This is a genomic window from Mycolicibacterium wolinskyi (assembly GCF_002101965.1).
Taxonomy (GTDB): Bacteria; Actinomycetota; Actinomycetes; order Mycobacteriales; family Mycobacteriaceae; genus Mycobacterium; species Mycobacterium wolinskyi.
Genome location: NZ_LQQA01000033.1, coordinates 565,585 through 580,979 on the forward strand (window position 1 = coordinate 565,585; position 15,395 = coordinate 580,979).

A 15,395-nucleotide genomic window follows, 5' to 3' on the forward strand; every position below is an offset into this window, starting at 1 on the left:
AGCAGGTAGGGATGAGTCGCAGATTCTCCAAGATCGCACGCCGCGCGTCCGCGCTGGCCGTAAGCGCGGTCGTGCTCACGTCCTGCGGCAGCTGGAAGGGCATCGCGAACGTCCCGCTGCCCGGCGGTCCGGGCACCGGTGGCGACGCGATGACCATCTACGTGCAGATCCCGGACACGTTGGCGCTCAACGTCAACAGCCGGGTCCGGGTAGCCGATGTGTTTGTCGGCACCGTGCGGGCGATCGAGCTGAAGAACTGGGTCGCGACGCTCACGCTGGGGATCCAGCCCGGCATCGATCTGCCGTCGAACGCCCTGGCCCGCATCGGGCAGACGAGCCTGCTGGGCTCCCAGCACGTCGAACTGGAGGCTCCACCGGACCCGTCACCGCAGCAGCTGCGCGACGGCGATACGATCCCACTGAAGAACGCCTCGGCGTTCCCGACCACCGAGCGAGTGCTGGCGAGCATCGCCACCATCCTCACCGGCGGCGGCATCCCGAACCTCGAGGTGATTCAGACTGAGGTCAACAACCTGCTGACGGGACGGGCCGAGCAAATCCGCGACTTCCTCGGTCGGCTCGACGTCTTCACCGACGAGCTCAACCAGCAGCGCCAGGACCTGACGCGCGCCATCGATTCGACTAATCGGCTGCTCAACATCGTGGTGGATCGCAACGACACGCTCGACCGGGTGCTTACCGAATTTCCGCCCCTGATCGAGCATTTCGCCGAGACTCGGGATTTATTCGCCGACGCGGTGGTGGCCCTGGGGCGCATCAGCACCTCGGCGGACGAAACGCTTTCGGCCGCCGATGCGGACCTGCAGGCCAACCTGAACAACCTCCAGCGGCCGCTCAAGCAGCTCGCGAAGGCGTCGCCATACCTGACCGGTGCACTAAAACTTATGTTGACAGTCCCGTTCAATATCGACACCGTCCCCAATCTGATCAGAGGCGACTACATCAACGTGTCGGCAACAATCGATTTGACGTTGAGTATGGTTGACAACGCAATTCTTACCGGTACCGGACTGTCTGGTTCGCTGCGGGCGCTGGAGCAGGCTTGGGGCCGCGATCCCGCGACGATGATCCCAGATGTGCGGTTCACCCCGAACCCACACGATGCACCGAACGGGCCGCTGGTCGAAAGGGGTGAGTGAACGGTGCTGACTCGCTTCATCAAAATCCAGCTGATCATCTTCACGATCCTGACGCTGATCGCGCTCGTCGCGCTTGGCTGGTACTTCCTGCGGCTGCCCAGTCTGGTGGGCATCGGGCAGTACACCCTCAACGCCGAGCTGCCCCGCTCGGCCGGGTTGTACACGACGGCCAACGTCACCTACCGCGGCACCACAATCGGCAAGGTGACCGCCGTCGAACCGACAGAGACCGGCGCCACGGCCACGATCAGCATTGACAGCCGCTACAAGATTCCCGTCGATGCCAGCGCCAACGTTCACTCGGTCTCCGCGATCGGTGAGCAGTATCTCGACCTGGTGTCGACGGGCAATCCAAAGCAATACTTCCGTGACGGCCAGACCATCACAAAGAGCACGGTGCCCACCGAGGTCGGCCCGGCGCTCGACGCCGCAAACAACGGTCTCGCGGTCCTGCCCAAAGAGAAGATCGACACGCTGCTGACCGAGACCTCCGAGGCGGTCGGCGGCCTCGGGCCGGCGTTACAGCGACTTGTCGATTCGACCACCAACATCGCGCAGGACTTCAAGGACAACATCGACCCTGTCAACGACATCATTGCGAACTCCGCGCCGATCCTGGAGAGCCAGGTGACCTCGGGCGACAACGTCGCGCAGTGGTCGCGCAATCTGAATATCCTCGCCGCGCAGTCGGCCGAGCAGGACGGCGCGCTGCGCAGCGGTCTGCAGCAGGCCGCGCCCACCGCCGACCAACTCAACACGGTGTTCAGCGACGTGCGCGACACGCTGCCCCAGACGCTGGCCAACGTGACGGTGGTCGCCGACATGCTCAAGCGCTACCACAAAGGCCTCGAACAGACCCTTGTCATCCTCCCTCAGGGGGCCTCGGTCGCTCAAGCCGTAGTGGCACCGTTCGACAACGCCAGAATCGATTTCAATCTGACGCTCAACCAGCCGCCGCCGTGCCTCACCGGCTTCCTACCCGCGTCGGAATGGCGGGCGTTTGCCGACACCAGCGCGGCGCCGGTGCCGTCGAACCTTTACTGCAAGATCCCTCAGGACTTCCAAGGCAACGTGGTTCGCGGTGCGCGCAACCTCACTTGCGTCGACGCGCCGGGTAAGCGTGCGGCCAGTCCGCGCGAGTGCCGTAGCGATGAGCCGTACGTTCCGCTAGGCACCAACCCGTGGTACGGCGACCCGAACCAGATCCTGTCCTGCCCTGCGCCCGGCGCCCGGTGTGACCAGGGCGTCGATCCCGGCCGGGTCATTCCGGCGCCGTCGGTCAACAATGGTATGAACCCGTTGCCGGCCGACCAGCTGCCACAGCCGCCCTCGCCGATCAGCGATCCGCTGAGCCCGCCCGGGCAGGGCCGCGTCCAGTGCAGTGGACAACAACCCAACCCATGCATCTACACTCCGGCATCGGGGCCACCCGGCACTGCGGTGTACAGCCCAGGCAGCGGCGAGGTGGTCGGACCTGACGGCGTCAAGTACAACGTCAGCAACTCGAGCAACCCAGGAGACGACGAATGGAAGGAGATGCTGGCACCAGCCAGCTGAACCCCACCGATGCTGAGGACACGCCGGACAAACCGGTAGCAGTATCCCCGGACGACACAACCGAATTCCACGACGAGACCACGCCGGGGCCGGACTCTGTCGAGGAGTCCGCCACGACGGCCGTCGGAGCCCGCCCATCACGGCTCGGCCGAGGCTGCTGGCTCACGATTTGCACCGTCCTTTTGCTGCTGACCGCGGGCGCCACGGTGGGCAGCTACCTGGCATTGCGAGCCCATTCCGAGAGCGCCGCGACCGAGGTCGAGGAGGCCAGGGCGCTGCAAGCGGCCAAGGAGTGCGTCACCGCCACCCAGGCGCCGGACACGTCGGCGATGACGACGGGGCAGGCGAAGATCATCGAGTGTTCGACCGGTGACTTCGGTGCCCAGGCGGCGCTCTACAGCGGCATGCTAGTCGACGCCTATCGCTCTGCCAACGTCCAGGTGAAGGTCTCCGAGATGCGGGCCGCCGTCGAGCGCCACAACGACGACGGCTCGATCGACGTCCTGGTCGCGGTGCGGGTGAAGGTCACCAACTCCGAGGCCGTCGACCAGGAGCAGGGCTACCGGTTGCGGGTTAAGATGGCGCCAGCCGACGGTACCTACAAGGTCGCCAAACTCGACCAGGTCACCTCGTGACCGCGATGCTTGACTTGACTCCGGACACCCCCGTCCTCGACAACCCCGCCGAACCCGTCGCGGCGTGGCACACCCGCGCGGTCGCGTTCGCGGTCGACGTGCTCCCCGGGGTGGCGGTGCTTGCCACGACCGCGCCGTGGCTGCTGGCCGGACCCGAACTCGGGTGGGTGTGGTGGACGTTCGTCGTGGTCACCGGACTGGTGGTCGTCGTGCTGGCGGGCAACCGCTGGTTGTTGCCGTCTATGCACGACTGGACTTTGGGGCGGGCACTCGTCGGCATCCGGATCGTGCGCCGCGACGGGCGACCACCCGGATTCGGGCGACTGCTCCTGCGTGACCTCGCGCACCTGCTGGACACCGCCGCCCTGTTCGTCGGGTGGCTTTGGCCTCTGTGGGACCGCCGGCGGCGCACCTTCGCTGATCTGGTGCTGCGCACCGAGGTGCGTCTCGCCACGCGGCCCGACCGGGACATGCGCCGATTCACCGCGAAGGTGTTGGTGGCGGCGGTTGTGGTGAGCGCGCTGTCGGTCGGGCTGAGCTATCTATTGATCTACCGCCACGAGCAGGTGGTCGACGAGGCGCGCGCTCAGGTCACCGAAGAGGGCCCGCGGACTGTCGAGCAGATGCTCAGCTACGGCGTCGACACGCTCAACGACGACTTCACCAGAGCGCAGTCGCTGGCGACCGACAACTACCGGCCCCAGCTAGTGGCCCAACAGGAGGCCGTCCGCAAGTCCGGCGCGTCCACCAACGAGTACTGGGCGGTCAGCAGCGCCGTTCTGTATGTGTCGAAGGACAAGGCGGCAATGCTGCTCGCGATGCAGGGCCAGCGCGGCACCAAGGTCGAGGAACTCAAGTTCATCACCGCGACCGTCCGCGTGGACTTTGACAAGGTCGGCGACAACTGGAGGGTCAACAACCTGACGGTGCTAAAGGCGCCCCTGATGAAGGCGGCCGGCCCGTGAGCCCGCGCCGCAGGACCTACGCCGACGAACGCGACTACTTCACCTTCGAGCCCACACCGCCGCGTCGGTGGGGACTAGCGATCGTCTCGTCCGTGTCCGGTCTCCTGCTCCCTGCCACCATCACGGCCAGCGCTCTGATGCTGGTGTCCCACGAAACCGACCGCCGCGCCGAACTCCGCGCCGCCGCCGCGTTGAACTATGTGCACGGATTCATGACCGCCTACACCACGTTGGATCCGTTCAACGCGAACGCGTACGCCGACCGGGTGCTGGCGCAGGGGACCGGCGACTTCGCGAAGATGTTCCGCGAGAAGATGAACGAGATCGTCATTCAGGTCGCGCGGGCGGAACCCACTCAGGGCACCGTGGTCGAGGCAGGCGTGCAGCGCTGGAACGACAACGGCAGCGCCGACGTCCTAGTCGCGACGAAGACGACCGCCAAGACCCCTGATGGCAAGTCGACGATCGAGAGCGGAAACCGTTGGGTGGCAACGGCGATTCAGGAAGGACAGCAGTGGAAGATCAGCCAGCTGATTCAGGTGATCTGACCACGGAGACCTCTGTCGGCTCGACCGCGCAGCAGGCAGCAGGCCGTCGCGGCCGGCTTGCGTTGACGCGGAAGCGCGTTGAAGATCCGGTCACCGAGCCGGGGGCCAAGGCCGAAGAAGTGCCTGCTAAAGGGGCGACCGGCGAGGTCACAGCCGAACTGGTGGGTCAGGAGAGCGAGGAGCCGGACGCAATCGGTGCACTGGCGTCTCGGCGTCACTGGCGGCGGCCATGGCGCCGGTTGAAGCCCGGTGTGTCTGAAGCGGGCGCTACCGATGACAGCGTCGCGGAGGATCCGGTGGAGGCTCCGCCAGAGCGCCGCGTCCCGACCGGGAAGACGCGCCGAACAACGAAGGATCTGGACGTTGCCGCCGCCCGGCCGCGGGCGGAGGACGAACGACTCACCGGGCTGGCCAAGGCGCCCGGGGTTCCGGAACTTCAACCTGACGGCTCGGCGCAACTGGACGACCGAGCGCATCAGGACGACCGAGCGCATCAGGACGACTCGGCGCAACGTAACGGTGAAGCCGAACCGGATGTCGAACCCGAGCCGGTCGTGCTCGTCTCGGACCGGTACGCGGGCAAGTACCTGCTGATCACTGCGTCGGTCGCATCGACGTTGTTCGTCGCCGCCGGTGCGTTCGCCGGGGCCACGCTGCAGCCATATTTGTCGGACCGTGCCGCGGTGGTCACCAAGCTGGACGTTGCGCGGACTGCCGCGGACGCGATCACAACGCTGTGGACATACACCCCGGACGACATAGCGTCGCTGCCGGACCGCTCGTCGCAGTACCTCGCCGGTGAGTTCGCCAGGGAATACCGCCGCTTCATCGACGCGATCGTTGAACCGAACAGGCAGGCGCAGGTCACCAACACCACGCAGGTGATGGGCACCGCCGTCGAATCAATAGGTCCGTCTGAGGCGACGGCACTGGTGTACACAAACTCGGTGTCTACGAGTCCGGTTAGCAAGAACATTCCTTCGCTTCGTTATCTGTCGTATCGCCTTACGATGGAGCGTCACAACGCCGACTGGTTGATCACGGGCATGAACGCCACGACCAAGCTGGACCTCACACCGCAGCAATGAGAACGCTCGCCAAGTGAACAGGGCTGTAGACCAAGTTCAGATCCGCCGGTTTTCCGAAACTCGCCGCGCGGGTGGTGGGTAAACCGGGATGATCTTATCTGTTCATGGCGCCGCTGCGGATGGGTGGGGCGGCATGCGATCCACCCTCTCACCTTCGCGCCGCGACCGCAGGCCGAAAGTTGTCATAGCACATGTAGCTACGTCGAATACTCGACTGACACACGTTTCAGGACCGAGTGACCTGTGTGAAACAGCCCGTCTTTCAGCGGGAACTTGACACTATTCAACGCTTGAGGGCTTTGACTGGCCGCTCAAATTTGTGCACTATATCGCTATGGGCGAACCCATAGGTCTTGGTCAACTCCGCAGCGACACGTGCGGTTTCATTGAGCGGGTAACGTCCGGGGAGGCGCTTGAGGTAGTTCGTCGTGGTCAGTTGGTGGCTCGGATCGAGCCAGTTTCAGCGGTTCCAGATGGACAGCCCGACGACAGACCGGTCGGGGTAGATTGGGCTTCTGTGCGACCAGTTTCGCTCGATGATCTGCGTACTCGCGCAGGTCGCTGCTTCGATCGCGTTGCGGCAGGTCAGTTGGTCACGATCGTATGGCGCGGCCGGTCGGTGGCCAGGATCGTGTCAGTGACGGCCTCTGCTGAGGCCAGTTGTGGTCCGACGAAATGCGAGTCACGCGACGCTGGCGGCCGGATCGGTCTCACCGAACTGCGAACCCACGGAGGGTATTACTTTAAACGGGTTGCGGCAGGTGAAACGGTTGAGGTTTCCCGTCGCGGCAGGTTGGTAGCTCGAATCATTACCGCAACGGACGACCCCTTCGAGCCGTCGTAGTTGCACGTCCCACCCTGGAGAGCCTATCGTAAGCACCCCTGGCCGGGTGGAGACCTCGGTTAGCGAGGTCGTATCGAGTTCTTCGTCCGGCGCGCGTGGAGTCTAGGGTACGCGACCTCGGGTGAACACCCGCAGTGATTGTCGTGTCGCGCCATGCCCTTCAGTCAACCGAGTAATGTATGACGCCGGGCCGGCCAGGGTCTATCGGGTCTCCTGAGCTTTGGCCAGTCACGGACGGCCCTGATCAGGCGCCTGTCCGAGAGTATATAGGCCGAGACTGCCGAGAAAACCCGCACCGTGCTCGATAAGCATTTCAGTCGAGTGGTTCAGTTGTCCGTCTATCCAGCGACGGAGTATCTCGAACAGGCCCCCGACACCGTAGGTAGCGGCGAGATCTGCGACTTGGAGCACATCGCTGGGTATTTCGAGGTGCAAACGGGCCTCTCTGAGGACCAGCTCCGCAAAATCGGTCATCAGTTCGCTTCGCAGTTGCCGAAGGAGGGGTTCTGCGCCCGATTCGACAAACAGTATGCGGGCCATGCTGGGATCGTTCTCGATCACCTGAACCAGGGCCTTGATCGGAGCATAGGCGAGTTCTTGAGGAGCAACCGTGTCGTCCGGAATGGCGCTGGTTATCACCGCCTGGAAGGTGGCGGAGATCTTGGCGAATACCGCGCGCAAGAGCGCGTCTCGGTCGCGAAACTGCTGGTAGAAGTACCGGCTCGTCACGCCTGACTTCGCACACACGGAGGTCACGGTGCACGCCGCAGCTCCGTGGGTGCCCACAATTGAGATTGCGGCATCAATCAACATCACACGGCGCTGCGCATCGCGTTGAGCTGCGGACAGCCCGCCATAAACACGTGCTGGACTCATGTCCTACAGTCTGGCAGTCTTATCTGACAAGGCATAAAGTCAGATGCAACTTCGAGGAAGGACCTCACATGTCGGAAGATCAAGCCCGGACCAGGACCCGCGTGCTGCCAAAGCCCAGGCGTGTTCGTTTTCCGATGCCGACCTCCACGAAGCGGCAGCACTTCGTGGATGGCGACCTGGTGATGAGCCATTTCATCTCGGTGCTTTCTGCGACGTTCCCGGAAGGCGAGGATTTCTTCATTCGCTCGGTCAGGAACTTCCAGAGCTCCATCGACGATCCCCAATTAGATACAGCGGTTAAGGGTTTCATCGGACAAGAGGCCACACATCGACACCAGCATCGTCTCCTCAACGAGCGACTCCAGGTCATGGGGTATCCGACCGCGCGAATCGACCGTCATATCGCACGCCTGATCAAGCGATTGGAACGGCGCTTTTCGCCGGAAATGCGGCTGTCCATGACTTCGGCGTTGGAGCACTACACCGCTACGCTGGCAGAAATCATTCTTACCAGCGAAGACGCCCAGAAGCTCATCGGACAGTCAGAGGTTCGGCCGATTCTGCTGTGGCATGCCTTCGAGGAGTCGGAGCACAAAGCGGTTGCCTTCGACGTCTATCGGCTCGTGGGAGGAACCGAGCGCGCCCGTGTACGGGGCATGCGGATCGCTTCAGTAATTCTGTTCGGCGAACTCATTCTGCAGACTGCCCTGTCCATGGCCGCTGATAGAGCCTCGTATAACCCGGTCACGTTGGTGCGCAGTCTGTACCGCTTCAGCCGCACCCCGATGTTCACCGCCGATGCGCTGCGGCGATTCCGTTCCTACAACCGCCCGGGTTTCCATCCTGATGATTGGGACAGCGCCGCGGTCCTGGAGCGTTGGAGCAAAGAACTGTTCGACCAAGACGGTTCACAGAACGTTATCGCTCAGCCGGGATAGCGAAGGTACGGAAGTTCGGCGACGCAGGAGCGCCGTTCCTGCGTCGCTCCTTCCGAACAGGGTGTGACGCGCCGGTCAACTCACGGATTCGGTGCTCGGTAGCCGGGCGAGACGGCGGTCGGACCCGCAAAATGCGGTTCGCAGCGATCGCCACGGGGCTGGCTGCCCCTGTTGTGAGCCTCGATCAGTCGCTGACGACATAGCGTTGAGCCAAGGTTTCAGCAAGTCTGCTGGTGTGCGCGACCACTTCCTTCTCGGTCACCTCAAGCAGACCCGAGTGCCAGGCGGTGATGACTTCGACGAACCCCCCGACTGCGATGAGAGTGTCCATGCGAAGGGCCATCTCGTCGGCATCTTGTCGGAGGTGTGGTCGGCTTGCCTCAACGACTAACTGCGTTGCTTCCTGTAGTGCCACGGCGCGGCGGTCTTGCAGCGGTGAGCTACCGACGTGCTGAGCGAGGAGGATGTGTGCTCGGCCGGGATCGCGTGCGATCCCATCGACCACGATGGTGATCGCTGCGGTAATGGTTTCGATCGGCGGCCGATTCGCACGCTCGGTGAAGAGCGCAGCGACCTCGCCGAGCATGTCGTTGCGGACGCCATCCCACGCGGCAACGAGCAGCTCATCGCGCGTCTTGAAGTCCTCGTAGAAGTATCGATCGTTGAGCCCTGTGCGGGCGCACACTCCGCGCATAGTGACTGCGGCCCAACCGCTCTCACTCCAAATCTCGGTTGCGGCCTCGATCAATTGCTGCCGTCGCTCGGCACGACGCTCGGCCCCAGTCCGACCACCCCAGCGCTTATTTCTCGACCGCACCTCTCCATCTTGACAAAGCGCTCGGTCCACGACAAACTGGTGGCATGCGACACCAATGGTGGCTGGCGCCCCCAATTGAGAGTTTCCCCATAGCAGACGTCAATGTCGCGACCCGAAAAGCAGACAGATGAGATTGCTGCCGTTCGGCGGCGCACCGGGCAGAACGCACCGAGCCGATGCAGTCGTTACGGGCGCAGGAAGCGGTATCGGCCGCGCATTCGCCGTGGAGCTTGCGCGCCGAGGCGGACGCGTGGTGTGCGCCGACAGAGATCCCGTCACTGCAAAAGAGTCGGCAGAGTTGGTGAGGCAGGCTGGCGGCGAGGGTTTCGACATCGCATGCGATGTCACCGATCTCGAGCAGATCCGCAACCTGGCTGATGTGAGCGAAGACTGGTTCGGGAAGGCTGCGAGCCTCGTCATCAACAACGCCGGAATCGGCGCGGGCGGCAACCGTATCGGTGCGACGTCGATCGAGGACTGGAAGGCGGCGATTGCTGTCAACCTCTGGGGCGTTATCTACGGCTGCGAGACTTTCGTGCCTCGGCTCCGCAGCAATGGGCATGGCGGAGTCATCAATGTGGCGTCCGCAGCGAGCTTTGGCTCGGCCCCTCGGATGGCGGCTTACAACGTGAGCAAGGCCGGAGTGCTCGCTCTGTCGGAGACATTGGCGGCCGAACTGAGCGGTACTGACGTCAAGGTCACAGTGCTTTGCCCCACCTTCGTGAAGACGAACATCGCCAACAATCCTCAAATCGACGAGGCGGCTGCAAGGCTCGCGACCAACCTGATGAAATGGACCGGCATTTCGCCACAGCACGTTGCTCGCACGACGTTGAACGCGCACGATCGCGGACAAATTTATGTAGTACCCCAACTCGATGCCAAACTCTTGTGGCAACTCAAGAGAGCCCTACCCGGTCCCTTTACACGCACGCTGGGCCTCGTGGAGCGCATGGCCTCGTGGAACGATTCAGCCGAGTAGAGGAGCAAGGGAAATGGCTTTCGCATACAGCGACATGCTCGAGACGATCAAAAATAAGCAATGGGCTCTCGCCGATATCGATTGGAACGCCCCTGGCGCGGAACTGATCACCGATGAACAGCGTCCCACACTCAAGCAATTCATGTCCGACGTGGTGTGGATTGAGCATGTTGGAGCACGTGCCTTCGCCGCAATGGCTCCAAAGGCGCCATTCGAAGCGCTCGGAGACATTTACCGGTACTTTCACGCCGAGGAGCAGCGTCACGCCAATGCCGAACTTGCCCTGATGCGCCGCTGGGGCATGCTCGAGGAAGGCGAGAAACCGGTCCCGAACAAGAATATCCGGCTGGTCATCGAATGGCTGGACCGTTATGCTGAAGCCCTTCCCCTGACCGTCATCGGGGCCGCGATCCCGGCACTGGAGACTGCGCTCGATGGAGCGCTGCTGAAGTTTCTCCTCGATGAGGTTGACGACCCCGTGTGCGGGGAGGTGTTCAATAAGGTCAACAGCGACGAATCAAGGCATCTCGCGGTTGGCTTCCAGGTTTTGAACGACCTGGGCGCCAGCCCGATGCGAATCCACGCCATTCAAACTGCGGGCGCTCTGGTCGACCCGCGTATTCTCACCGGCGCGTTGCTGTATATCCCGCTGTTGACGCGCATGTTGATGAATCTCAACGCTATGGGTCTGTCCGAGGAGAAGTTATACAACGCAGTGACGCGGTACGCCAATGTCGGCGATCGCAGTGAGCACACGCGTAGGGTGCCCGGCTATCACATCTTGAAGGCGCACATGTCGTCTTCCATCAAGCGGTCCCAGCCTCTGCACTTCGTGTCTCAGCGCCTTGGCAGTGCGATCGATGTTTTCCCTGTTCAGATCTTCGGCCGGCCGCCATCGTGGACGGACGAACTGACCTACGAACCGGTTGCCAAATGACAGGCACCACGACGACGTTGATTGTCGGCGCCGGGTTCGCAGGTATCGGTACGGCGATCAGACTGCTTCAGGAGGGCACGGATGACTTCGTCATTCTGGAACGGTCAGACCGCGTCGGAGGCACCTGGCGAGACAACACCTATCCCGGAGCGGCCTGCGATATTCCCTCGCTTCTCTACTCCTACTCGTTCGAGCCGAATCCGGGCTGGACTCAAACCTACTCGGGAAGCGCTGAGATCCTCGGGTACATCGACGATATGGTCGCCAAGTACGACCTTGCCCGGTTCATCCGGTTCGATACCGACGTGACTTGCTTGGAATTCGACGAGGATGCCGGCATCTGGGTGGCCGACACAGCAGAGGGAAAGCGGTATCAAGCCCGGTCAGTTGTAATGGCCGGTGGACCACTTGCCAACGCCAGCTTTCCCGATGTTCGAGGAATTGATTCGTACGAGGGAAAGAAAATTCACAGTGCTCGATGGGATCACGGCTATGACCTCAGCGATAAGAGGGTTGCGGTCATCGGAACCGGCGCGAGCGCGGTGCAGATCATTCCTGAGCTCGTGAAGTCGGCTGCGTCGGTCAAAGTTTTCCAAAGAACGCCCGGCTGGGTGCTACCGCGGGTGAACTTCAAGCATCCGGCCTGGGCGCGTTCGACCTTCAAACGACTGCCGATGAGCGAACAAGCGCTCCGCGACGCCTGGTTCTGGACCCACGAAGTGATGGCCGTGGGTATGGTCTGGAATACCGCCGCGACATCGGCGATACAGCTGGCGGCGAAGGCTCATCTGCGTCGGCAGGTGAAAGACCCCTGGTTGAGACGTCAGTTGACGCCCCATTTCAGACCCGGCTGCAAACGTATGCTCATGACCAGCGATTATTACCCGGCGTTACAGGCGGATAACTGCAAGCTGATCAGCTGGCCGATCGCCACATTGTCACCCAACGGGATCCGAACCGCCGACGGTGTCGAGCACGAGGTGGACTGCATCGTGTTTGCCACCGGCTTCGATGTGTGCAAACGCGGCACCCCGTTCCCGATCAGCGGCCTCGGCGGTCGGAAGCTCGGCGATGAATGGTCTCAGGGGACATTCGCGTTCAAGAGCGTGAGCGTGGCCGGCTATCCGAACTTGTTCTTCACTTTCGGACCGAATTCCGGGCCAGGCCACAACTCGGCGCTCGTATATATGGAGGCCGCAATCGACTACATCGTCAAGGCGATCAAGCTCCTTCAGCAAAATGACATCAGCACTTTGGATGTGAGAGAGGATCGCCAGGACCGCTATCACTCCAGTATTCAGCGACGCCTTCGACGAACGACCTGGAATTCGGGGTGCAGCAGTTGGTATTTGACCGAAGACGGCTACAACGGCACGATGTACCCAGGTTTCGCGACCCAGTTTACGAGAGAACTTTCCCGCTTGAATCCTCATGATTACGTGATAACTCGGCGCGACGATACACACCAGCTGACGCAATCACTCTGAATTCTAATTTGCACGGCTGACCGTCAGAACGGTGACATACAAAGCAATGGATCGCAAGTCCGACCGTAATTACGAGATAATCATCATAGGAGCTGGATTTTCCGGCATCGGGTCTGGCATCAGCTTGATGAAGGCGGGATTTACCGACTTCTCGATGATTGATGACGCCGATGGCGTAGGTGGTACGTGGCACTGGAACACCTACCCGGGTATCGCTGTCGACATACCGTCGTACAGTTATCAATTCTCATACGAAATGCGGCCCTCTTGGTCGCGCACGTACGCCCACGGCAATGAGCTCAAAGCCTATGCCGAGCGGTGTGTTGAAAAGTATGGGCTCCGGGACCATATTCGTTTCAACACAACCATTACCGAGGCTTGTTTCGACGAGAACGCAACACGGTGGCGTTTGACCAGCGCCAATGGTGAGGAGTTCACGGCACGCTTCGTGATAAATTGCTCCGGCGTTCTCAGTCGGCCAAAGTGGCCTGAAATCAAGGGGGTGCGAGATTTCGCCGGCGTTACACTCCACACGGCGAGATGGGACGATACCAAAGATCTCAGCGGGAAGAGGGTCGCAGTAATCGGTACCGGTGCGTCGGCGGTGCAACTGATACCCGAAGTCGCAAAGAAAGCAGAGAGTCTGACGGTCTTTCAGCGAACTCCAATTTATTGTCTGCCGAAGCCAGACTTCCCCATACCGACGTGGGGTGGAAGGCTTCTACGTTTCCTGCCGGGGGCGCAATTGGCGACCCGGGCCGCGAGCCAGGCGTTCGTGGAAATCACTTTCCCAATCGCCGCTCACTTTCATACGGTGATGCCGTTCGCCGATGTCATGGAGAGCGCCGCAAAGCGGTACATGCGGCGTGAGGTCCATGACCCGACGACGAGAGAACAACTCATTCCGCGCTACTCGTTGGGCTGTAAACGACCCAGCTTCCACAATTCCTATCTCACAACGTACAACCGGTCCAACGTATCGCTCGAGACGAGCGGCATAACCCATATCGACCATGCATCCGTCCATACTCGAGACGGCAAAGCTCATCCCATTGACGTCTTGATCCTGGCCACCGGCTTCAAAGTGATGGAGTCGGGCAACATGCCCACTTACGTGCTGAAAGGACGCGGCGGGCTGGAGCAGGCTACATGGTGGGACGAGCACCGACTGCAGGCCTTCGAAGGGGTGAGCGTCCCGGGATTCCCGAATCATTTCAACATCTTCGGCCCGTACGGCTACAACGGTTCCTCGTACTTCACGCTCATCGAGGCGCAGAGTCGGCACATCGTCCGGTGTCTCCGCCGCGCGCGGGCGCTGGGTGCTAACTGCGTGGAGGTCAAGAAGGAGGCGAACGACCGTTATTTCGCCGAAGTGCTACGGCGGCGTCACAGGCAGGTTTTCTGGCAGCCGAGCTGTTCCAATGCCAACAGCTACTACTTCGACAAGCACGGTGACGTTCCACTCCGTCCATCAACGACTCTGGAGACCTATTGGCGGAGCCGCACCTTTCGCCTCTCGGACTACCGATTCGAGAATCGGCCCGGGGAGGTGTGTCCCCAATGACCAGAATGGATGCCCCTGACTGGCAGCCCAGTCTTGCCAGTCATCTCGTCGCGATGTCCTCGCGAACTACGCTGCGGCCACTGGCGCAGCTGATGCCATCAAACGCCTACGGACTTGCGGTGATGGATCGCGCGCTACGAACAGCGCTCGTCGCATCGCGGCCCCGGCGCGGCGTCACAGTGCGCAAGGTTGACACGGTATTCGCCGGAGGCCCGGTTCGTGGGGACTGGATCACCACACCTGTCATTAATCCGCATGCCAACCCATTGCTCTATATACACGGTGGCGCATATTCAATGTGCTCTCCGGATACGCACCGCGGTCTTCTCGGCGAACTCGCCTCTGCAAGCGGACGCCCAATCTTCGCCGTCAAGTACCGACTTGCGCCACGATATCCCTATCCCGCGGCCGCGGACGATGCACTGAACGCGTATCGCTGGCTTACCAGCGGAGGGTCCCCGGGTTCTTGCCAGCGCACCGTCGCGGTTGCCGGAGATTCGGCGGGCGGTCAGCTCACGATGGCCACGGCCTTGGGCGCACGTGCGGCTGGATTGCCGCTCCCTGATGCGATGCTGCTGATGTCTCCCGTCCTGGATCTCAGGTGCGAACTCGCCAGGGCGCGTGAACTTCGCCGCCGGGATCCTTTTGCCTCCGCTCAATCAGCGGCGCGCGCTCTTGACCTCTACGTAGGGGGTGCAGATCGCGACGATCCGCGCCTCAGTGTCCTTGACGCGGACCTGACCGCGATGCCGTCGATCCTCATTCAGGTGGGCGGGAGGGAAATGTTGATCGATGACTCGCGGCGTCTCGCCGAGCGACTTCAATCGGCTGGATGCCACGTCGAGATCCAGATATATCGGGGACAGATCCATGTATTCCAGGCTATGTTCCGGATCCTTCCCGAAGCCCGCGACGCGATTCATCGAGCGGGACGCTTCCTTGAAGCCTCGGGAGTCAGGTGAAAGTGTTCGAACAGGCGATGCCCCTGCAGTCCCGC

General features: G+C 61.9%; 15 protein-coding genes. 13 read left to right on the top strand and 2 right to left on the bottom strand.

The genetic code is table 11. The features are described from left to right. Positions 1–11: 11 nt before the first annotated feature. From AWC31_RS32885 to AWC31_RS32915, 7 genes are all read left to right on the top strand, one after another. Positions 12–1,160: a virulence factor Mce family protein gene (locus tag AWC31_RS32885; protein WP_085149946.1), complete on the top strand. Its 1,149-nt coding sequence runs from the start codon at positions 12–14 to the stop codon at positions 1,158–1,160. A 3-nt stretch (positions 1,161–1,163) separates the two neighbouring features. Further along, a complete protein-coding gene (locus tag AWC31_RS32890) occupies positions 1,164–2,717 on the top strand; it encodes an MCE family protein (protein WP_085149454.1) in 1,554 nt (517 codons plus the stop codon). Continuing rightward, a complete protein-coding gene (locus tag AWC31_RS32895) occupies positions 2,687–3,352 on the top strand; it encodes an Rv1363c family protein (protein ID WP_085149456.1) in 666 nt (221 codons plus the stop codon). Before AWC31_RS32890 ends, AWC31_RS32895 begins: the two co-directional genes overlap by 31 nt. Next, entirely contained in the window at positions 3,349–4,317 is a 969-nt protein-coding gene (locus tag AWC31_RS32900) for an RDD family protein (protein WP_085149459.1), read from the top strand. The genes AWC31_RS32895 and AWC31_RS32900 overlap by 4 nt, the downstream gene beginning before the upstream one ends. Beyond that, the gene (locus tag AWC31_RS32905) at positions 4,314–4,865 is read left to right on the top strand and encodes an Rv1363c family protein (RefSeq protein ID WP_085149462.1); all 552 of its coding nucleotides are present in this window, start codon (positions 4,314–4,316) and stop codon (positions 4,863–4,865) included. The genes AWC31_RS32900 and AWC31_RS32905 overlap by 4 nt, the downstream gene beginning before the upstream one ends. A gap of 296 nt (positions 4,866–5,161) precedes the next feature. Then, positions 5,162–5,953, top strand: coding sequence for a mammalian cell entry protein (locus AWC31_RS32910; RefSeq protein WP_110775400.1), 792 nt, complete (start codon positions 5,162–5,164; stop codon positions 5,951–5,953). Positions 5,954–6,287: 334 nt separating this feature from the next. Next, positions 6,288–6,797, top strand: coding sequence for a type II toxin-antitoxin system Phd/YefM family antitoxin (locus AWC31_RS32915; RefSeq protein WP_234817075.1), 510 nt, complete (start codon positions 6,288–6,290; stop codon positions 6,795–6,797). A gap of 228 nt (positions 6,798–7,025) precedes the next feature. Here the strand turns inward: AWC31_RS32915 and AWC31_RS32920 are convergent, their stop codons facing one another. Beyond that, on the bottom strand, positions 7,026–7,673 hold the full coding sequence (locus AWC31_RS32920) for a TetR/AcrR family transcriptional regulator (RefSeq protein ID WP_085149465.1): 648 nt from the start codon (positions 7,671–7,673) through the stop codon (positions 7,026–7,028). Positions 7,674–7,741: 68 nt separating this feature from the next. On the opposite strand from AWC31_RS32920, the gene AWC31_RS32925 reads away from it, so the two are divergent. Beyond that, complete coding sequence (locus AWC31_RS32925) at positions 7,742–8,611, top strand: metal-dependent hydrolase (RefSeq protein ID WP_085149469.1); 870 nt, start codon at positions 7,742–7,744, stop codon at positions 8,609–8,611. Between the two features lie 184 nt (positions 8,612–8,795). Here the strand turns inward: AWC31_RS32925 and AWC31_RS32930 are convergent, their stop codons facing one another. After that, a complete protein-coding gene (locus AWC31_RS32930; RefSeq protein ID WP_110775368.1) occupies positions 8,796–9,428 on the bottom strand; it encodes a TetR/AcrR family transcriptional regulator in 633 nt (210 codons plus the stop codon). Positions 9,429–9,555: 127 nt separating this feature from the next. Between AWC31_RS32930 and AWC31_RS32935 the strand changes: the two genes are divergently transcribed. The 5 genes from AWC31_RS32935 to AWC31_RS32955 are packed head-to-tail and all read left to right on the top strand — an operon-like array spanning position 9,556 to position 15,360. Further along, a complete protein-coding gene (locus tag AWC31_RS32935) occupies positions 9,556–10,410 on the top strand; it encodes an SDR family NAD(P)-dependent oxidoreductase (RefSeq protein WP_085149475.1) in 855 nt (284 codons plus the stop codon). Positions 10,411–10,423: 13 nt separating this feature from the next. After that, positions 10,424–11,347, top strand: coding sequence for a reductase (locus AWC31_RS32940; RefSeq protein WP_085149478.1), 924 nt, complete (start codon positions 10,424–10,426; stop codon positions 11,345–11,347). After that, on the top strand, positions 11,344–12,834 hold the full coding sequence (locus AWC31_RS32945; RefSeq protein WP_085149481.1) for a flavin-containing monooxygenase: 1,491 nt from the start codon (positions 11,344–11,346) through the stop codon (positions 12,832–12,834). Before AWC31_RS32940 ends, AWC31_RS32945 begins: the two co-directional genes overlap by 4 nt. 46 nt (positions 12,835–12,880) lie before the next feature. Further along, positions 12,881–14,398, top strand: coding sequence for a flavin-containing monooxygenase (locus AWC31_RS32950; protein ID WP_085149484.1), 1,518 nt, complete (start codon positions 12,881–12,883; stop codon positions 14,396–14,398). Continuing rightward, positions 14,395–15,360, top strand: coding sequence for an alpha/beta hydrolase (locus tag AWC31_RS32955; protein WP_085149488.1), 966 nt, complete (start codon positions 14,395–14,397; stop codon positions 15,358–15,360). Before AWC31_RS32950 ends, AWC31_RS32955 begins: the two co-directional genes overlap by 4 nt. Positions 15,361–15,395 lie beyond the last annotated feature (35 nt).